Source organism: Pandoraea sp. NE5 (assembly GCF_024363545.1).
Taxonomy (GTDB): domain Bacteria; phylum Pseudomonadota; class Gammaproteobacteria; order Burkholderiales; family Burkholderiaceae; genus Pandoraea; species Pandoraea cepalis.
The window spans coordinates 3,966,878-3,984,950 of record NZ_AP025517.1 but is presented as its reverse complement, the minus strand read 5'-3'; the positions used below and the strand labels follow the sequence as shown (position 1 = coordinate 3,984,950).

The window sequence follows — 18,073 nt, the reverse complement described above, 5'->3', positions numbered from 1 at the left end:
CGTCAATGTCACGCCACCGGCAACCGAATGACCGACGGGCAGTCCGAGTAAAGGCGAGCCACGTCGTCGGCGCGCAAGGTCAGCACGGCGCGCTGATTGACGTAGCCCTTGTCGGTGATCTCGCCTTGCTCGAGCGACGGCGGCGCCGCCAGGATCACCGCGCGGGCGGCACGCTGCGAACTGCCCGCGTCCTGTGCCAGTTGTGCGAGCGCACCTGCCACCCACGCCCGGACATCGTCGTGCAGCGCCATTGCCTTGCCCTCGTGCAGCGCGTCGTCCGATGACAGCTTGGCGCGCATTGCGGGGCTCGGGAAGATCAGCAATCCGATCTCATCACGGTCGTGCCCCGCGATCACCACATCCGACGCGTACGGTGCCAGCGCACTCACGGCACGCAAACGCAACGCACCGACCGACACCCATGTCCCGCTCGTCAGCTTGAAATCTTCAGAGACGCGACCGTCGAATATCACGCCCGCCCCGGGATCGTCCGGATCGCACAGGCGGCCCGCGTCTCCGGTCCGGTAGAACCCCTCCTCATCGAACGCGGCGGCCGTTGCCTCCGGATCGCCCGCATAGCGTTCGAACACCGACGGCCCGCGCACGCGCATCTCCAGCTTGTCTCCACTGGGCACGAACTTGAGTTCATTGCCCGGCACCGGTACGCCAATATTGCCTGCGCCCGGAATCGGAAAATGCACGCTGGTGATCAATGGCGACGTCTCCGTCGCCCCCCACGCCGACGTGAAGAATGGCAATGTGTCGCAATGCTTCGACGCCAGTCGTTCGAACCGCTGCCATACCGCCGGAGGCAGGCTCGCCGCCGCGTAAAACAGCGCTTGAAGACGACCGAAGAAGCGCGCGGCGAACGCGTCGTCCGCTTCCAGAAACGGCGCGAGCGCCTCGAATCCCTTGGGCACATTGAAGTGCAGCGTGGGCGACACATCGCGAAGATTCTCGACGGAGCGCCCGATCAACTCCGGCACGGGGCGGCCGTCATCGACATAGAACGCACCACCATTGCGCAGCACCATATGGAAGTTGTGATTCGCACCGAACGTATGACTCCAAGGCAGCCAATCGACCACCACCGGTGCCGCCTCGTCGATGAAATGCCAGCATTGCGCGATCATCTGCTGATTCGCGGCGAGCATCCGATGCGTGTTGACGACGATCTTCGGCTTTCCCGTGGAGCCGGAGGTCAGCAGCAATTTGGCGGTGTCTTCCGGAAGCACCTTGGCAAACGCCGCCTCCACAGCGGGCGATGCCGCCGTGGCGGCGAGCGTCTTGAACGACAGCCAGTCTGCCCGCTGGCAGTCGGTCGCGACGATCGGGCATCGGATAGGCGCCCCCGCCAGCGCGCGCGCATAGGCGTCGCCATCTTCCACGTAGACGAGCGCCGGGTCGAGACGCGCCAGGATGCCATGCAGCTTGCCCATGTCCTTCGCCACGCGCGAATAGGCCGACGACACGATGGCCGTCTGACGCCCCACCATCATCGCGCCGAGTACCAGCAGTGCGTGGTTGACGCTATTGTCGGACAGGATCACAACCGGTCGATCTCGCGGCACGTCGAGGTCGAGCAACGCCTGCCCGACGCCGCGCGCCATGGTCAGTGCGTCGCGATACGTCACCTGACGCCAGCGATCGCCCGCCTCGGGCGCATGCCGCTGCGCGAGGAACACCGCACCGGGGGTGCGTGCCGCCCATTGCACGAGCCAGTCGGCCGGGCTGCGCGCGAATTCGCCCAGCGGCGTCCGTGAACGAATCACGAAGCTGCCGTCGGCACGCGTCTCACGCTCGATATCGGGCCGGGCCAATCGGCGCGCACCGGCCGCGGCGGCGCTCAATTGATCGTCCACTTGCCGCCTTTCACCGTAACGAGCACGCGACCATCTTCGCCATACGCCGAATGGTCCTGTGCATTGACGTTGATCATCCCGTGGGTTGCCGCCAAACCCCGGGTCTGCTCAATGGCCGCGACCAAGGCGTCGCGAAACGCCTGCGTGCCAGGTTGCGCCTGCTTGGCCGCCACGGCCACCGCTCGGTCGAGCACCAGATAAGCATCGTAGGCATAGCCGGCAAACAGATTGCGCGAACCCGCCCCGTATTGCGCCTCGTAACGCTTGACGAAGTCCACGGCCACGGCACGCCCGGGGTGGTCCGCGCGCAGTTGCTCGGCCACGAGAATGTTGCCTACCGGCAGAATCACGCCCTCGGCAGACTTGCCCCCGACACGCAGAAAGTCGTTGTTGGCGACGCCGTGCGTCTGGTAGATACGCCCCTTGTAGCCGCGCTCGCGCAACGTGTTCATCGGCAAGGCCCCCGGCGTGCCGCTGGCCGCGACGAGCACGGCGTCGACGTTGGCCGACATCACCTTGAGGGCCTGTGCGGTCACCGACTGGTCGTTGCGAGCGTAGCGCTCGACCGGCGCGACCTGAATCTGCCGTGCAACCGCGCGTGCCTGAATGTCCTTGAGCCACGCCTCTCCGTAAGAATCGGAAAAGCCGATGAAGCCGAGCGTCTTCACGTGATGCGCTTTCATGTCGTCGAGCACCGCATCCGCCATGACGGCGACCGACTGCGGCAGCGAGAAGACGTAGCGCATCTGCGTCGCACTCGGCACGAACGGGCAGAGCCCCAACTGCGGTGTGCGCGTATCGGCCGCGACCGCCGCCACCGCCAGACATGCCGGCGTCGTCGATGAGCCGATGATGGCGTCGACCTTGTCCTCCGTCGCCATGCGGCGCGCGTTCTTGGTTGCCGTGGTCGGGTCGGTCGCGTCGTCGAGCACGATATAACGCGCGGGCACGCCTCCGAGCGTGGGCGGGAGCATGCCGATGGCCTGCTTCTCCGGAATGCCAAGCGATGCGCCAGGCCCCGTGGACGAAAGCGTCACACCGATAGTGACGCCGGGCGGTTGTGCGCCTGCGGGCGGCGCGACGCACAGCGCCGCCGCACAGAAGGCCATTGCGCCAAGCGCGGCGCGCGAGAATGCAAAACGGTGAGTGAACCTCTTTGCCGCCATGTGACATGTCTCCTTGTCTTTTTGTATTTGGGGCCATGCCCCATGCCGCGCCGGCGCCGGAATCAACGCACCGCGAACTCCGGCAGCACTTCGCGATTGCGAGGTAGGCCCATGATGTCGCGGGCTTCGGCCGGTGTCGCCGGCTCGTAACCCATCTCGCGCACGAGCCGCACCACGCGCTCGGTCAGTTGCTGGTTCGTTGCCGGCACCCCCTGTTCGTAATACAGGTTGTCTTCCAGACCGACGCGGACGTGCCCGCCCAGCAGCAGCGAGTTCATGGCCGACGGCAGTTGCGCGGGACCAATGCCGCTCACGCAGAAAATGCTTCCCTTGGGCAGCAGATCAACCATCGACTGCAACACGCGCGGCGTGTATGGCATGGCATTCTGAAATCCCCGGTGCACACCGAGCACCAGATTGACAAAGAACGGTTCGTCGTCGAAGCCCGCAGCAGTGAGGGTAGCGAGGTCCTGCACGATGTGCGTCGGGCTGAAAACCTCCCATTCGGGCTTGATGCCGCGCTTCTTCATCTCGATGGCGAGATGTTTCGAGCGCTCCGGCGACGTATGCATGAGCAGTTCCCGGCCACCGAAGCTCGCGATGATCGTGGTGGCGTCGAGCGTGCACATCTCGGCACCGGCATCCATGCCCTTCAACCGCTCTTCCCAGAGGATTTCCCAGTAGCCATTGTCGGCCTGGCCGATCATGTCGCCATGCACGCCGCCGCCCGTCGAGTTGTTGATCACGATGTCGCATTTGTCGCGAATGCGGCGGTTGATGTCGCGGTAGATGGCCGGGTTGCACGTGGCGCCATCGTCGCCGGGACGGCGCGCATGGATCGCCACGACGCTCGCGCCCGCGTTGTAGCAGTCGTAGACGTCGCGCGCGATCTCGTCGGGCTGCGTGGGCAGGTGGGGATTCTGCGATTTGTACGCCATGCCGCCCGTCGGCGCGATGGTCACGATGACTTTCGGTTTGCTCATGCCAATGTCCTTGCGTCCCGGAATGCGGGGCGTCGAATGGATAGATCGTTGAATTTGGGGCGCGGGCGGTGTGTCCGAGGATGCCCGCGCCCGCGTCGACTAAGCCTTGCCCGCGAGAATGCCGAGAATGACCGCATCGCGCTGTGCTTCGAGTTGCGCATTGCCGCGGCCGGCCAGTTCGGCGTCGACGCCAGCGGCGATGCGCGCCTTGAGGTCGTCCGTCAACACTGGCTCGCCGAGATCCGCCCACCACGATTCGATCGGCGGGCCGAGATGCTCCAGCATATGGGCGATACCGCCCGCACCGCCCGACAACTGCAGGTTAACGAACGGACCGAAGGCCGCCCAGCGCAAGCCCGGACCGTAGGCGATCGCGTCATCGATGTCGGCCACCGAAGCCACGCCGGTGTCGACCAGATGTATCGCCTCCCGCCAAAGCGCCGCCTGCAGCCGATTCGCGATGTGCCCCTTGACCTCCTTCTTCACATGGATCGCACGTTTGCCGATGGCGCGGTAGAACTGCATGGCGGTCTCGATGGCCGCCTGCGACGTCCGCTCGCCGCCAATGACTTCGACCAGCGGAATCAGATGCGGCGGATTGAACGGATGCCCCAGCACCACGCGCTCAGGATGCGTGCAGACCGACTGCACACGGCTCATCAGTAGTCCAGAAGAACTCGATGCGATGACGACGGACGATGGCAAGGCAGCGTCCATCTTGCGAAAAAGATCTTGCTTGAGGTCCTCGCGCTCGGGACCGCTCTCCTGCACGAAGTCGGCGCCGGCGAGCGCGGCGTCGAGCGTGTCGTGGAACGTCAGCGCGTCGCGCGAGGCACCCGCCGTGAGGCCGATCCGGATCAGCGTGGGCCAATGCGCATCGATTGCCTCACGCAAGCGCTCGCGCGCGCCCGGCGCCGGATCCCAGGCACTCACGCGCAGACCGCGCGCCAGGAAGTAAGCCGCCCAACTGGCACCGATGACACCCGTGCCGATGACGGCGATCTGTTCGATGTTGTCGTATTTCACATTCGTCTCCATAGGGAGGGGGGTGGAACGACTAACGTGCCACCCGGCCCAAAAAGCGTTCCATGCGTTCGCGTGCGTCCGGCGTCGCGAGCATCAACGCGCTCGTGACCGACTCGGTAAACAACCCGTCGGCCATGGACATATCGTGAATGCGCGAGAGCGCGTGAATCGTCGCCCAGTTCGACAGTGGGCTATTGGCCGCCGTCTCGTGGGCCAGTTGCGTCGCGAGCGCCAGTCCCTCGCCCGCTTCCGTCAAATAATGGCCCAGGCCCAGGCGTTCACCGTCGACGGCATCGTAACGGCGGCCCGTGAGCATCATTTCCGTCATGCGGTCCGGCCCGAGAATGCGCGCCACACGTACCGACGCGCCGCCGCCCACGAAGAGGCCGCGCTTGCCTTCGGGCAACTGAAAGAATGCGCTTCGCTCGATGACGCGCACATGCGCGGCAAGCGCAAGTTCCAGCCCCCCGCCGATCACCGCGCCGTGAAGCACCGCCACCACGGGGCGACCGCTGAATTGGATCTCGTGGAACACCTTGTGCCAGCGTTGCGAAACCCGCAGCACGTCGATGGGGTCCCGCGCACTGTTCTCCGACAGATCCAGCCCGGCGCAGAAGTGCTCTCCCGCGCCGTTCAGCACAACGGCGCGTACGCTGTCGTTGAAATCGCGAAATGCGGCGTCGAGCGAGTCGATGGCAGCATCGTTGAGCGCATTGCGCTTGTCTGCGCGATCCAGTGTCACGAAAGCGATGCCGTCGTCGACGCGCACGCGCAAGTGGGGATAAGTCATTGTCTGCAGTCGCTCCAAAAGATGAAAAGTATCTTATAAGATATTTTCCGCTTTGCGCGGATGGTGCAATGCAGTTCAGGGTTAACAGGGATAAATACGTTTTCAGGCAATTTAATGCACGCCATGCGGACATTCTGGCGACGAGTCCGGATAACGTAGGACACACGGCGGGTATCTCATAGTATATTTATGCGCAAGCCTTGCATTCCCTGTCTGCCCGATGCCGAAACCGCCCGCCGACCACCCCACCCTAGATCCGGCCGATGACGCCGAGGCAGGGGCATCGTCGCCTTTGGCGTCGTTGGCTCGGCAGGTACGCACGTTGCGCGCGCAGCGGGGCATGACGCGCAAGCAGCTCGCCATGCAATCGGGGGTGTCCCTCCCCTATCTCGCTCGCGTGGAAGCCGGCACCGGCAACGTCTCGCTGGCCGTTCTGCACAAGCTTGCCGATGCGCTGAACGTGCGCGTGGAGGCGCTCGTGGCCGAGCGCACCGCTTACGATGGCGATCTGCTCATCCTCGTCGAGTATCTCCGTCAGCAACCGCTGGAAACGCTCGCACGCCTGCGTCGGCAGATTGTCGTGCCGGGCGCGGCAGACGCGCGCCGCACGGGGCAGCGCATTGCCCTCATCGGCTTGCGCGGCGCGGGCAAGTCAACGCTTGGCCCGGCATTGGCACAGGCCATCGGCGCGCCCTTCATCGAGCTGGACAAGGAGGTCGAGCGCGAGGCGGGCATCGCCATCGGTGAAGTCATCACGCTTTACGGACAGACAGCGATGCGGCGCATCGAACGGCAGTGCATCGAGCGGATCATTGCGGAGCACGACCATGTCGTGCTCGCCACCGGCGGCGGGATTGTCTCGGAAGCGCCCACCTACGAGCGCGTGCTCCGCGCATTTCGCACGGTGTGGCTGCGCGCCCGCCCAGAAATTCACTTCCAGCGCGTGATGCAGCAAAACGACGCGCGCATTGCCACCGAGGCGCTTCGCAACGAGGCGCTCGATCACATCCATCGCATGCTCGATGCGCGCGAGTCGCTCTACCGGCTAGCCGACGTTACGCTCGATACGTCGGACATCACGCCCGACGCCGCACTCTCGGCGCTCACGCGCGATCTGTCGCCTGCCCGCGCCGCGTGAGCGGTCCCCCAACGGGTGAAAGACGCATTTGCATGTCGCGCGCTTGAGCTGTCACAGACGCCGTACTATAGTGGCCGACGCCATGCATCGCTCGCGCTGTCGTGACGCGCTCGATCAGCGGCACGTCGGCGCCGCACGCCAACTCAAGGATTTCGCTCACTATGGACACCACCGTCGTCGAAAGCTGGAAGGATTTCATGGAACTGTCCTCCCGCTTCGAAGGCTGGGCCTTTCGCGGGCAGCAGGACGCACGCTGGCATCTGCAAAGCTCGCTCTCGCGGTACCTGCACGCCTATGTGGCGGACAAGGAACAGTGGCGCAGCCGTGAGGCACGCGCCATCCGCATCTTCCGGCGCAAGGCGCACAACCATGTGCCCTGGCCCGACTTGCTGCACGACGATCTTCGCTGCCTTGGGCTGATGCAGCACCATGGTGCCCCGACCCGTTTGCTCGACTTCACGAAATCGCCCTTTGTCGCCGCGTTCTTTGCACTGGAGCGCGCCACGAGCGATTCGGCCATTTTCGCGCTCAACACCCCCGCACTGTACGACGACCGTGCTCGCCCGCGTCATGCACCGTGGCTCACCCGCGATACGATCGATCCGCGCGTCAAGGGGAACATGGAGAAGTACTTCCTCGGCAATGACAACGAGGTGGTCTGGTTCGGCGAGCCGGAAGAAATGGACGGTCGACTGATCGCACAATCCGGCACATTCGTGGTACCCGGCGTGATCGACCGGCCGATGCACCGCATTCTCGACGGCTATGAGAGCGACGAACCGCTGCTGCGCAAGATCGTGCTGCCGTTGGCGCTACGCGCGGACGCAATGAAATGGCTTTATCGGATGAACGTCACGAACGCATCGCTGTTTCCGGATCTCGACGGCCTCGCCCGCTCGATTGCCATCGAAATCGAAATGATCTGGCCAACGCAGACGCTGGGATGAATGCCCCGGCGTGCGGGTCAGTCAGGCGTCAGATCAACTGCTGCAAGAAACTGGCCCCACCGGATTTGCGCGCGGACTTGTTGGCATACATACGCTGATCGGCCACGCGGATGAGTTCGCTCATCGATTCGCCGTCGTCGGGGAACACCGCCACCCCAACGCTTACGCGCACGCTCAAGCTGGCATCATTGACGGAGATGACCTGCTCGATCTCGGCGCGCAGACGCGTGACTGCGACGTCGATTCGCTCGACGACCTCCGCATCCTGGACAATGGCGACGAACTCGTCTCCCGAGTGACGCGCCACGAAGCCGCTTCCCGTAACCCCGGCCTTCATACGCTGACCAATCTCCTTGAGCAACAAGTCGCCGACCGCGTGCCCCAGGCTGTCGTTGACCCCCTTGAACCCGTCGATATCGGCGAACAGGAGCGCCAGCTTCCCGTTGGTGCGCTGTGCGCGGCGCACGGCCTCGCTCGCGAATTCGCCAAACGTGCGGCGGTTCGGCAGTCCGGTCAGCTCATCGAATCGCGCCGCTTTGTAGAGGTCGTCGATCAGTTGCTTTCGCTCGATGGCCAACGCGGTCTGGTCGCAGACGAACGCCAGCAGCCGCTGGGCAGCCTCCGCCCGCAGCGCGCTGGCCGGGCCGTAGAGCATGAGTGTGCCCACGGCACGGCGCGCCGTGTGCATCGGCAAAATCACCAACGCCTGTGCGCCGGGCCTGGCGAGCGCGTCTGGCGCGAACGGTTCGGTACATAGGTGGGGGATCGATTGCCCCGCGCCGTCGATAGGGGCCGCTTCGATCAGGTGCCACAGCGATTGTTGCGCTTGCGCAGCCTGCGCCGAGAGGCCCCGCGCCTGCGGCCAGTCGAGCAAGGGGATGTCGGCGCTGTCGCGATACTGATACGCCTTCTCCCACGTCATCAGTGCCGCGTCACAGGTCGCCACGACAATGGCTTCGATCGGAAACAGTGTGGCCAGCGTGTCGTGGACGGCCTTGCACAGGGAGCGAATATCGGCGGCGTCGTGGGCTGCTTCGGATATCGAGTACGTGGCGCGCTGCAGCGCTTCGGCCTGCTTCTTGGCCGACACGTCGCGCGCCACGCCAATGCGCAGTTCGTGGTCTTCGGACCAGCGGGCGGACCACATGATGTGGACGTAATGACCGTCCTTGTGTACATACCGATTTTCGAACCCGATCCGAGGAAGTCCCGCCATCACGAACTTCGATTCTTCAATCGTGCGCTCGCGATCTTCCTTCACGACGAAATCGATCATCGAGCGCCCCAGCAATTCTTCCGGGGTGTACCCGAGAATGCGCTCGCAGGCCGGACTCACATAGACGAGAGCGCCAGCCTTGTCGACAAGAAACACAGCGTCGAGCAGCAACGCCATACAGCTTGCCAAGACGTCTTTTGTTACAAATTCCATGTATCTCGAACGGACACGAAGGCTCCGCGCAGTATAAGGCAATCTCAATATGTGAATATTTCGTCACCTTGACGACGCAAAACTTGCGATCGCTTCCCCGCCGCACTACGATCCCGCGCTCCTCAAAAAATCAGTTGCTTCAGCCACCCCGGCGCTGCGATATTTGCCGCGCATTGCGCCCGCACGTTCCGGCACGCGGTCTCGTATTCACTTCGCAGCAGCTTGATTCTCGCCGCAACGAGACGCCGGAATGCCAACTCGCGCTCGCTGAATCCCACCCGGTCCTCATATCGGGTACCGTCGGGCAAGGGGCCTCGAATTTCGTAATACGTCACCCCGTCACGCGAATACTTCACGACTTTGGCTGCCATCTTGTCTCAATACTTTTCAGTTTTCCCCGCCCCAGTGTGCCCATTATTGTTTTGCGTTTCCGGGGTGTGAGTGCGATTGTCACTTGACGGATTCAAATTGGCAACCGGGAACGTGCGCCCGTGGCGGTCGCACCACGGGGCGGTCACCGCAATCCGGCGTTAACCGAACGTCGATTTTCGATTGAATGGATTAAACGAAGAATTAAAAGGCGTTTTAAATCGCGCCGCGCAGATGCCGGCGTGATCGACATCGACATGACCCTCGCGCATTGCGGCGCCATCGCGGATCGATGCACTTGACGCCACTTGCGTACAGCGGATAGAGTCTGCCCATGACGAATTTCCGAATCCCCTGCTCGCCGCGGTTGCGCGTTGTCCCGATGGGACAGCGGGGTGCGTTCGTCAAAAGCAAAAAACAGTCGCTCAACTGACCGGGGCGTGCTGTTCCGTCAGTTGAGCGACGGAACAGCCACATGGACCCGGCAGTCCTCACCTCGCGCCGCCCTGCCTCACCCGGCGCGCCTGCCTCGAAGTTTCCCACGCGCCTGCCATTGCCCGTCGTCCTGCTGAACGGTTTTCTTACCGGTCAACGTACGTTCGTTTCGCACGTAACGTCCAGGGAGACACTTATGCAAGCCGCACAGTCCCAACCCCAATCGCTCGCTTCCTCTCGCGCCCCACTCTTTCGCGGTATTTGGGTGCCGCTCGTCACGCCTTTCGCCAGAGATGGCGCCGACACACCGGTCGATCACGCGGCATTACGTCGACTGGTCGCGCACTATCGTCGCTCGGGCATCGCCGGCCTTGTCGTGTGTGGTACGACGGGTGAAGCGGCAGCCCTTGACGACGCCGAACAGCTTGCCGTGCTCGACACCGTGCTGACCGAGGTCGGCGACCTGCCGGTGATCGCCGGGCTCGCCGGCAATCACCTGGGTCACGCGCTGGCGCGCCTGGACGCCTTTAACGCCCTGCCCCTGGCGGGCGTGCTAACGCCGGCGCCGTATTACATCCGGCCCGCACAGGCCGGGCTCGTCCACTGGTTTCGGACGCTGGCGGATCGTTCGCGTGCGCCGGTGGTGCTGTACGACATTCCGTATCGCACGGGTACCCCCCTGACGCTGGAGACACTGCTCACGCTTGCGGGTCACGACAACATTCGCGGCATCAAGGATTGCGCGGGCAACGCGCACACCACGCAGGCACTCATCGCCGACGCGCGCCTATCGGTGCTGGCAGGTGAGGACGCTCAATTGCTGTCCACGCTCGCGATGGGCGGCCATGGCGCGATCATTGCGACGTCGCACTGCCGGCCGGCGCATTTCGTGGCCTTGTATCGCGCGGTGCAAGCGCAGCAGCTCGATGTCGCGCGCGTGCTGTTCCATGCGCTCATGCCGATGATGCAGCTCATGTTTGCCGAGGCGAATCCCGGCCCCGTGAAGGCCTGGCTTGCACATGAGGGCCTAATGGCCGATGTACTGCGCGCGCCGATGACGAGCGCTTCACCTGCCCTGACACAGCAGTTGGTCGCGGCCGTTGCCGCCATCGACGCCGCGTTGGGCGCGAAGGCGGTCAATGCCGCCTGAGGCGAGATAGAAGACGAGGGGTGTGGAACAGTGGACGTCAGGCCGCCGCGCGCTGTCGTCCTTGCGCCGTCGTGCCGCGCTCGCCGCGGGACGACAAAGCGCCGGTCAACGCCAATGCCGGCACACGCGGCGTAATGCCCAGGCGCGCGCTGCCGTCGCTTTCCACGCGGAACTTCGCGGTCTCGTTGACCAGGTCGGCGGCCTGCTGACGCAGGTGGTCCGCCGCAGCCGCCGCCTGTTCCACGAGGGCGGCGTTCTGCTGCGTGACCTGATCCATCTGCGTGACAGCCTGCCCCACCTGCTCGATGCCGCGCGCCTGGTCGTCGCTCGCGGCGGCGATCTCGGCGATCAGCTCGCTCACGCGTCGCACCGACACGACGATCTGGTCCATGGTACGCCCCGCGACTTCCACGCGCGACGTGCCGTCTTCGACCTGCTGCACCGATGCCGCGATCAATTCGCGAATGTCCTTGGCCGTGCCTGCGGAGCGCTGGGCGAGCGTGCGCACCTCGCCGGCCACCACGGCAAAGCCGCGTCCCTGTTCGCCGGCGCGTGCCGCTTCCACGGCCGCATTGAGCGCGAGAATATTGGTCTGGAAAGCAATGCCTTCGATGGCCTTGATCATGTCGCTCATGCGCGCCGACGCGCTGGCCATTGCCTGCATCGTCTCGACGACGGCACGCACGCTCTGCGCCCCGGCGTCCGCCACCCCGGTCGCTTCGTGCGACAGGCGCCGCGCCTCCATCGCATGTTCGACGTTCTGACGCACGGTCGATGTCAACTCTTCCATCGACGCTGCCGTCTCTTCTAGCGAGGCCGCTTGCTCTTCGGTGCGTTGCGACAGGTCGGTGTTGCCCTGCGCAATTTCGCGTGCCGCGTTGTCGATCGCCCCCGACGCACCCTGAATATTGCGCACTAGATGGCCCAGTTGTTCGACGGCTGTGTCGAGCGCACTCGCCATCTGGCCGATTTCGTCAGCACGCTCGGCATTGACACGATGCGTCAGGTCGCCACGCGCGAGCGCCGAGGCCCCCGCCACCGCCGCGCGCACCGGGCGCGTAACCGAGCGCGTAATCGCCACCGCCGACACCACGGAGAGCACGACCGACGCCAGCATTGTGGCGAGCAGCCACAGGCGTGCGGATCCATAAGCGGCGGTCGCATCGGCAGCTTCCTTCGCGCTGACCACCTTGCCGACCTCCATCAGACCGTCGAGGGGGGCGAAATACGCCACCTGCGCCTTCTGCAGCGGCCCCATCAGTTCGATCTTGGCTTGCGCAAAGTTGCCGCTGCGAACCAGCGCCACAACCGCGTCGAGCTGCTTTCCATAGTCCGCGTTCGTGTCGGCCAGCGTCCGGTAGAGCGCCTTGCCCTTGTCGGTATAAAAGATCGTCGCCATGCCCGTGATGCTCTTGTTGTTGGTCTGGCGCATCTCGTCGATCTTGGCCAGACGGGCATCGAGTTGCGTGTTGTCTTCGGACATCACGATATCGCGCAGGAGTACGGCAACGTGCGCCGCGCGATCCTTCAGGCCATGAAATTCAAGAATCTTGTTGTTCAGGTCGGAGACGATGAGCTGGGTATTCGTATCCATCGTCGCCATTTTCGTCACGGCCACCACCGCCACGACCAACAGCATGAATACATTGACGGAAAAGGCGGCGGCGAGCCGTTTGCTGATACTCAGGTTCTTGAACATTGCCTTGCGCGCGTTAAGCGATTCATCCTGCGGTGTAGTCGTGACTTCAGCCTGCCGCCGGCAAGCCTGGCAGGTCGGTGCCTCTCTCTGTACCTCTGTGGAGGTATAACGAGTGCATTCGACGAAACTTGAGCCTCTGCGCGACGAATTCGCCGAATCGTCCGTCTGTGCCGCTCAAACAGGCGACCATCGGGGGATGTCCGCACCAAAACGGCGCAAACGACGCCTGTCAGCCTGGCAACTGATAGGGTCCGCCACGGGCCAGGGCGCGTTGATACGCATCACGCGCATGAATGCGCTGCAGAAAATCGGCGATCGCGGGCCAGCGCCCCTGCGCGTTGCCGCGCGCGCTCGCGGCTTCGAGCGGGAAACTCATCTGGATGTCCGCTGCGCTGAAGCGATCGCCGACGAACCAACCGGTCTTCGTGAGCGCGTCGTTCACGTAGTCGAAGTGCAGGCGCAGTTGCGGATCGACAAAGCTCGACTGCAGCGTGTCGCTGATCTTGCGGGCAATCGGACGAGCGAAGAACGGCATGGGCGCGCTCGCGATCCGCAGGGCGACGAGCTTGAGCAGCAAAGGCGGCATGGCCGACCCCTCAGCGTAGTGCAACCAGTAGGTCCAACGCAGCCGCTCCGGTGTGCCTCGCGGCGGGGCGAGTCGCCCGAGTTCGTCGCGATCGGCGAGATACTCGATGATGGCGCCCGACTCGGCGAGCGTCAGTTCACCGTCGGTCACAACCGGCGACTTGCCGAGCGGATGCACCTCGCGCAGTGCCGGCGGAGCGAGCATGGTCTTCGGGTCGCGCGTATATCGACGCAGGTCGTAGGGAATGCCCAGCTCTTCGAGCATCCACAGCACGCGCTGCGAGCGCGAGTTGTTCAAATGGTGAACCGTCAGCATAGGGTCTGGCTCCGGCGGGACGTCCGCTCGCCATTGTCGCCGCAACGCCGGGTTTAAGGGTAATCTTGTCCATCGGCCGATCCGGAATCGACTCTGCGCCCTCTCCCTCTCTTTCATCCCTCATGGACCGAATCGATGCCATGAAAGTCTTCGTCGCGATCGTCGACGAAGGAAGCCTCGCCGGTGCAGCCCGGCGCCTGGGGCGCTCTGCCGCGGCGGTAAGTCGCGCCATCGGCTACCTCGAGGCGCATACCGGCACGGCGCTGCTCCATCGCACGACGCGCTCGGTCAAGCTGAGCGTTGCAGGCGAGCGCTATGCCACCGCATGTCGGCGCATCCTGCTCGATCTGGACGAAGCCGATGTGATCGCCGCCGGGGAACGCTCGGCCCCACGCGGCCTGCTCACCGTCTCCGCGCCGCTGGCCGCCGGTGAAACGTTCATGCGCGAGATCGTGGACGCCTTCATCGAACGCTATCCGGAAGTCGTCGTCCGCCTGCAGTTGAGCGACCTGCCCGTGAGCCTGATCGACGAGGGCATCGACGTCGCGATGCGCGTCGCCCACCTGCCCGACTCCTCGCTCGTGGCCACACACGTGGGCGAAGTTCGAAGAATCATTGCCGCCTCGCCCGCTTATCTGGCGACCCACGATCCTATCGGGTCCCCCGCGGATCTGTCGAAGCAGCAAATCGTGTCCATGACGTACTTCGGCATCGACTCGTGGCGCTTCCCCGCCACAGGACGCGGTTCAGTACCGCAGATCGTACAGTTCACCCCGCGGCTGGTCGTCAATTCGATCCGGGCCGCGATTGCCTCGGTCGTCGCAGGACACGGCGTGGCGCGAATGTTGACGTATCACATCGTCGACGAAATGGCGCACGGCACGCTGCGCATCGTCTTGCAAGACTACGAACACCCGCCCATGCCGGTTCACGTCATCACACCGCAAGGACGGTTGGCCGTGCCCAAGGTGCGCGCCTTCGTCGACTTCGCGGTACCGCGACTGCGCAAGCATTTCGCACGCGTACACAAGTTGGCGAGCCAGGCATAAGGAATGGGCAGTGCCGATGAAGCGGCGTCCTGCCGCCGCGACATTGTTACGCCGTGCGGAAGAATGACTTCCGAGACATAGCCGTTCCCCTGCGCGCGGCCACCTCCTAGACTGAGGCCATTGCCGTCAAACCTCGCACCGACCCACGCCGGGGCGAAGCCGGTGCTTCCGGAGTCCGCATGTCCCACGCCGCCCTTGGCCGCCCCACAACCGCCGCGTTCAACGCCTGGCGCGCCACGCTGTCGGCCGCCTGCGCCAGTCTTGTCGGCATCGGCTTTGCCCGCTTCGCCTACACGGCGCTTCTGCCCGCGATCATCGGTGCGCACTGGTTCGCACCCGCGACTGCTGCCTATCTTGGCGCGGCCAATCTCGGCGGCTACCTGGCCGGCGCCTTGGGGGCACGCGTGCTTGCCCGGCATGTGTCGAGCGTGAGACTCGTGCGCACGATGATGCTGGTCGCCGTCTTCGCTTTCTTCGCCTGCGCCTGGCCCATCTCGTTCGTCTGGTTTTTCGGATGGCGCTTCGCCTCGGGGTTTGCGGGCGGCGTATTGATGGTCACGGCAGCACCGTCGGTGCTGGCGCACGTGCCCCCCTCGCGGCGCGGCATCGTGAGCGGCGCAATCTTCGCCGGCCTCGGGCTGGGCATCGCAGCGTCGGGCACGCTCGTGCCGCTCCTGTTGCGCGACGGGCTTGCCCACGCGTGGAGCGGTCTCGGCGTGCTTTCGCTCGTGCTCACGGCAGTGGCGTGGCGTGGTTGGCCCGACGGCACGCCGACGGCCACGGCCGCCAGCACCCCCGCTCCCATCAGGCGCCCACACCTCAGTCTGGTGGCGCTGCGCTCGCTCTATATCGAGTACGCACTAAACGCCGTCGCACTGGTGCCGCACATGATTTTTCTCGTCGACTATGTCGCCCGAGGGCTGGGCAAGGGACTCGACGCCGGCGCGAACTATTGGGTGCTGTACGGACTGGGGGCGATCGTCGGTCCGCTTTTCGCCGGGCACCTCGCCGACCGGATCGGCTTTGCAAGGGCCTTGCGTGTCGCTTACGTCGCGCAGTTCTGTGCGGTGCTGCTGCCGGTGCTCGGCCTCGGCCTGCCCGCTCTGATGGTGTCCAGCGTGGTCATGGGCGCCTTCACCCCGGGCATCGTGCCGCTGGTGCTCGGACGCGTGAACGAACTACTCGCCCATCATCCTGCCGGACAAAAAGCCGCGTGGAGCACCGCCACGACCAGTTTCGCGACGTTGCAGGCAGGCGCCGCCTACGGACTATCGTTTGTGTTCGCCGCGACGTCGGGCAACTATTCGCTGCTGTTCATGGTGGGCGGTGTCGCGATGGCGATCGGGCTGCTCGTCAACGTGGCCTCCGCTCGCCTGGCGCTCCACTTACCAGGCGACACACCGAACGCACGCCGGAAGTAGCGAGTGAAGTGGGACAGATCGTTGAAGCCTTGCGCGACGGCCACGTCGGTCGCCGACGCGCCGGCGCGCAACGCGGGCAAGGCACGCACCAGACGCAACTGATTGCGCCAGGCATGCGGCGCCAGGCCCGTCTCGCGCGAGAACAGTCGCGCGGCGTGAAACGGCGACAGGTCGACCGCCTCGGCCAGAGCCGTCAGCGACAATGGCTCGGTGAGATCGGCCGAGAGCCGCGCCTTCATGGTCTCGACCCGCACCGCATCGCGATATGCCGGCGTATCCGGCACCCGCGCCCGCGCATGGCGCGCCAGCATGAACGACACGGCCTCGATCAGTACACTTTCCGCCAGCAACGGGTCGGCGCCAGCCTGAAGTAGACGATGCGCCGCCGTCAGTCGATGCATCGCCTGCGGGTCGCGGATGACCTGCTCGCCAAACCAGGGATGCGCGTCGCCCGGCATCGTCAGCCCCGCCAACGGACGCGTCACCTGACGCTGTACGCCTTGCACGAAGCCGACCGGCAGGTAAAACACGCGATAGCGCCACCCGAAATCGGTTTCGCGCGCGCCGGTATGCACTTCGCCTGGGTGAATGACGGCCACGGATCCGGCGTCCGCCACATGCTCGCCGCCCCGGTAGGCATAGCGCTCGGCCCCTTCCACGATGCACGCGAACGTATATGCATCGTGCCAATGCGGTGCGAAGGTGTGGTCGTTGTACTCAGCGGTGACCATATCGCCACCGGGGACCAGCGACGAGCGCCAGTAGTGAGGGGCGTTGCGAAACGGCTGAATCGGCGGGGACAGTAGATTCATGTGCACTACTTTACACCCGGCGTCAGGCAGTTTGCCGGGCGCGCACCTTGCCTGCTTGAGTCCTCGGTGCACGGCGATCCTGCCCTATCCCGTCCATCATCGCGTCGCCACCACGAACAGGCGTGGAAACGGCAGCAATACCGTACCGTCGGCCAGCGCCGGATACGCGTTGGCAATCGCGTCGGTATAGCGCGCCAGAAACGCCTCTCGCGATGCGTTGTCGAGCTTCGCGAGGAACGGCCGCAACGCGCTGCCCTTGAACCACTCCACGACGGCCGGTGCCCCGCCCGCGAGCGGGTGGTAGTACGTGGTGCGCCAGATGTCGACGCGCGAACACAGCGCGCGCAGCAGCGGGTAGTAGAACGTCGCGCCGTGGCGTGCCGTGCGCTCCACCCCTTTGAGCGTTGCGGCCCAACGCGGATCGGCCGCCACTTCCCGCATCAGCCGGTGCGCGGGCTCGTCGAGATTGTCGGGCGTCTGCACGGCCAGCGAACCGCCGGGCGCAAGACAATCGACCAGACGCGGATACAGCGTCTCGTGATCCGGCAACCATTGCAACACCGCGTTGGCGAGAATCACGTCGAACGGGCCATCGGCCCAGGTCGCGATATCGGCCACGTCAAAGCGGCATTGCGGCAGTCGCGCACGCGCCGCATCGACCATGTCCTGCGAACTATCGAGCCCGAGCACGTCAGCGTGAGGGTAACGAGCGGCGAGCACTTCGGTGGAGTTGCCGGGGCCGCAGCCGATATCGACCACGCGAGCCACTCCACGACCCGCAAGCGGCGGAATGGCGGCGACGAGATCGCGCACGGGACGCGTGCGCTCGTCTTCGAACTTGACGTATTGTTCGGCCTGCCACGCAGGATTCACCGGGGCATTCGACATGACGCTCT

General features: G+C 64.7%; 15 protein-coding genes and 1 pseudogene. 5 read left to right on the top strand and 11 right to left on the bottom strand.

Going from position 1 to position 18,073, the window contains the following annotated elements; genetic code table 11:
* Positions 1–8: 8 nt before the first annotated feature.
* The 5 genes from PanNE5_RS18115 to PanNE5_RS18095 form a co-directional block, all read right to left on the bottom strand.
* Entirely contained in the window at positions 9–1,862 is a 1,854-nt protein-coding gene (locus tag PanNE5_RS18115) for a feruloyl-CoA synthase (RefSeq protein ID WP_261938531.1), read from the bottom strand.
* A complete protein-coding gene (locus tag PanNE5_RS18110) occupies positions 1,847–3,028 on the bottom strand; it encodes an ABC transporter substrate-binding protein (RefSeq protein WP_261938530.1) in 1,182 nt (393 codons plus the stop codon). The genes PanNE5_RS18115 and PanNE5_RS18110 overlap by 16 nt, the downstream gene beginning before the upstream one ends.
* A gap of 62 nt (positions 3,029–3,090) precedes the next feature.
* Positions 3,091–4,011: a 3-keto-5-aminohexanoate cleavage protein gene (locus tag PanNE5_RS18105; RefSeq protein WP_261938529.1), complete on the bottom strand. Its 921-nt coding sequence runs from the start codon at positions 4,009–4,011 to the stop codon at positions 3,091–3,093.
* Between the two features lie 99 nt (positions 4,012–4,110).
* Positions 4,111–5,049 (bottom strand): 3-hydroxyacyl-CoA dehydrogenase NAD-binding domain-containing protein, encoded by a 939-nt coding sequence (locus PanNE5_RS18100; protein ID WP_039829858.1) that lies wholly within the window; start codon positions 5,047–5,049, stop codon positions 4,111–4,113.
* Between the two features lie 19 nt (positions 5,050–5,068).
* Positions 5,069–5,827, bottom strand: coding sequence for a crotonase/enoyl-CoA hydratase family protein (locus PanNE5_RS18095; RefSeq protein ID WP_261938528.1), 759 nt, complete (start codon positions 5,825–5,827; stop codon positions 5,069–5,071).
* Between the two features lie 220 nt (positions 5,828–6,047).
* On the opposite strand from PanNE5_RS18095, the gene PanNE5_RS18090 reads away from it, so the two are divergent.
* Both PanNE5_RS18090 and PanNE5_RS18085 read left to right on the top strand, forming a co-directional pair.
* Complete coding sequence (locus PanNE5_RS18090; RefSeq protein ID WP_410007540.1) at positions 6,048–6,965, top strand: helix-turn-helix transcriptional regulator; 918 nt, start codon at positions 6,048–6,050, stop codon at positions 6,963–6,965.
* Between the two features lie 161 nt (positions 6,966–7,126).
* Positions 7,127–7,912 carry an FRG domain-containing protein gene (locus tag PanNE5_RS18085; protein ID WP_017232190.1) on the top strand — a complete coding sequence of 262 codons (786 nt, stop codon included), beginning with the start codon at positions 7,127–7,129 and terminating at the stop codon, positions 7,910–7,912.
* 28 nt (positions 7,913–7,940) lie between these two features.
* On the opposite strand, the gene PanNE5_RS18080 is transcribed toward PanNE5_RS18085, so the two are convergent.
* Both PanNE5_RS18080 and PanNE5_RS18075 read right to left on the bottom strand, forming a co-directional pair.
* Complete coding sequence (locus PanNE5_RS18080; RefSeq protein ID WP_261938527.1) at positions 7,941–9,341, bottom strand: bifunctional diguanylate cyclase/phosphodiesterase; 1,401 nt, start codon at positions 9,339–9,341, stop codon at positions 7,941–7,943.
* A gap of 122 nt (positions 9,342–9,463) precedes the next feature.
* On the bottom strand, positions 9,464–9,712 hold the full coding sequence (locus tag PanNE5_RS18075) for a hypothetical protein (RefSeq protein ID WP_017232192.1): 249 nt from the start codon (positions 9,710–9,712) through the stop codon (positions 9,464–9,466).
* A gap of 629 nt (positions 9,713–10,341) precedes the next feature.
* Here PanNE5_RS18075 and dapA point away from each other — a divergent pair.
* Positions 10,342–11,295 (top strand): 4-hydroxy-tetrahydrodipicolinate synthase, encoded by a 954-nt coding sequence (gene dapA / locus PanNE5_RS18070; protein WP_261938526.1) that lies wholly within the window; start codon positions 10,342–10,344, stop codon positions 11,293–11,295.
* 37 nt (positions 11,296–11,332) lie between these two features.
* On the opposite strand, the gene PanNE5_RS18065 is transcribed toward dapA, so the two are convergent.
* Both PanNE5_RS18065 and PanNE5_RS18060 read right to left on the bottom strand, forming a co-directional pair.
* Positions 11,333–12,994, bottom strand: a complete 1,662-nt coding sequence (locus PanNE5_RS18065) for a methyl-accepting chemotaxis protein (protein ID WP_261938525.1) — start codon at positions 12,992–12,994, stop codon at positions 11,333–11,335.
* Positions 12,995–13,223: 229 nt separating this feature from the next.
* Positions 13,224–13,895: a glutathione S-transferase gene (locus PanNE5_RS18060; protein WP_017232195.1), complete on the bottom strand. Its 672-nt coding sequence runs from the start codon at positions 13,893–13,895 to the stop codon at positions 13,224–13,226.
* Between the two features lie 122 nt (positions 13,896–14,017).
* Between PanNE5_RS18060 and PanNE5_RS18055 the strand changes: the two genes are divergently transcribed.
* A complete protein-coding gene (locus tag PanNE5_RS18055) occupies positions 14,018–14,944 on the top strand; it encodes a LysR family transcriptional regulator (RefSeq protein ID WP_017232196.1) in 927 nt (308 codons plus the stop codon).
* A gap of 179 nt (positions 14,945–15,123) precedes the next feature.
* On the top strand, positions 15,124–16,365 hold the full coding sequence (locus tag PanNE5_RS18050; RefSeq protein WP_261938524.1) for an MFS transporter: 1,242 nt from the start codon (positions 15,124–15,126) through the stop codon (positions 16,363–16,365).
* Here PanNE5_RS18050 and PanNE5_RS18045 read toward each other — a convergent pair.
* A pseudogene (locus PanNE5_RS18045) lies at positions 16,326–17,177 on the bottom strand (AraC family transcriptional regulator); the annotation flags it as partial. The gene PanNE5_RS18050 and the pseudogene PanNE5_RS18045 overlap by 40 nt on opposite strands.
* A gap of 96 nt (positions 17,178–17,273) precedes the next feature.
* Entirely contained in the window at positions 17,274–18,065 is a 792-nt protein-coding gene (gene tam, locus PanNE5_RS18040; protein ID WP_017232200.1) for a trans-aconitate 2-methyltransferase, read from the bottom strand.
* Positions 18,066–18,073: the final 8 nt, after the last annotated feature.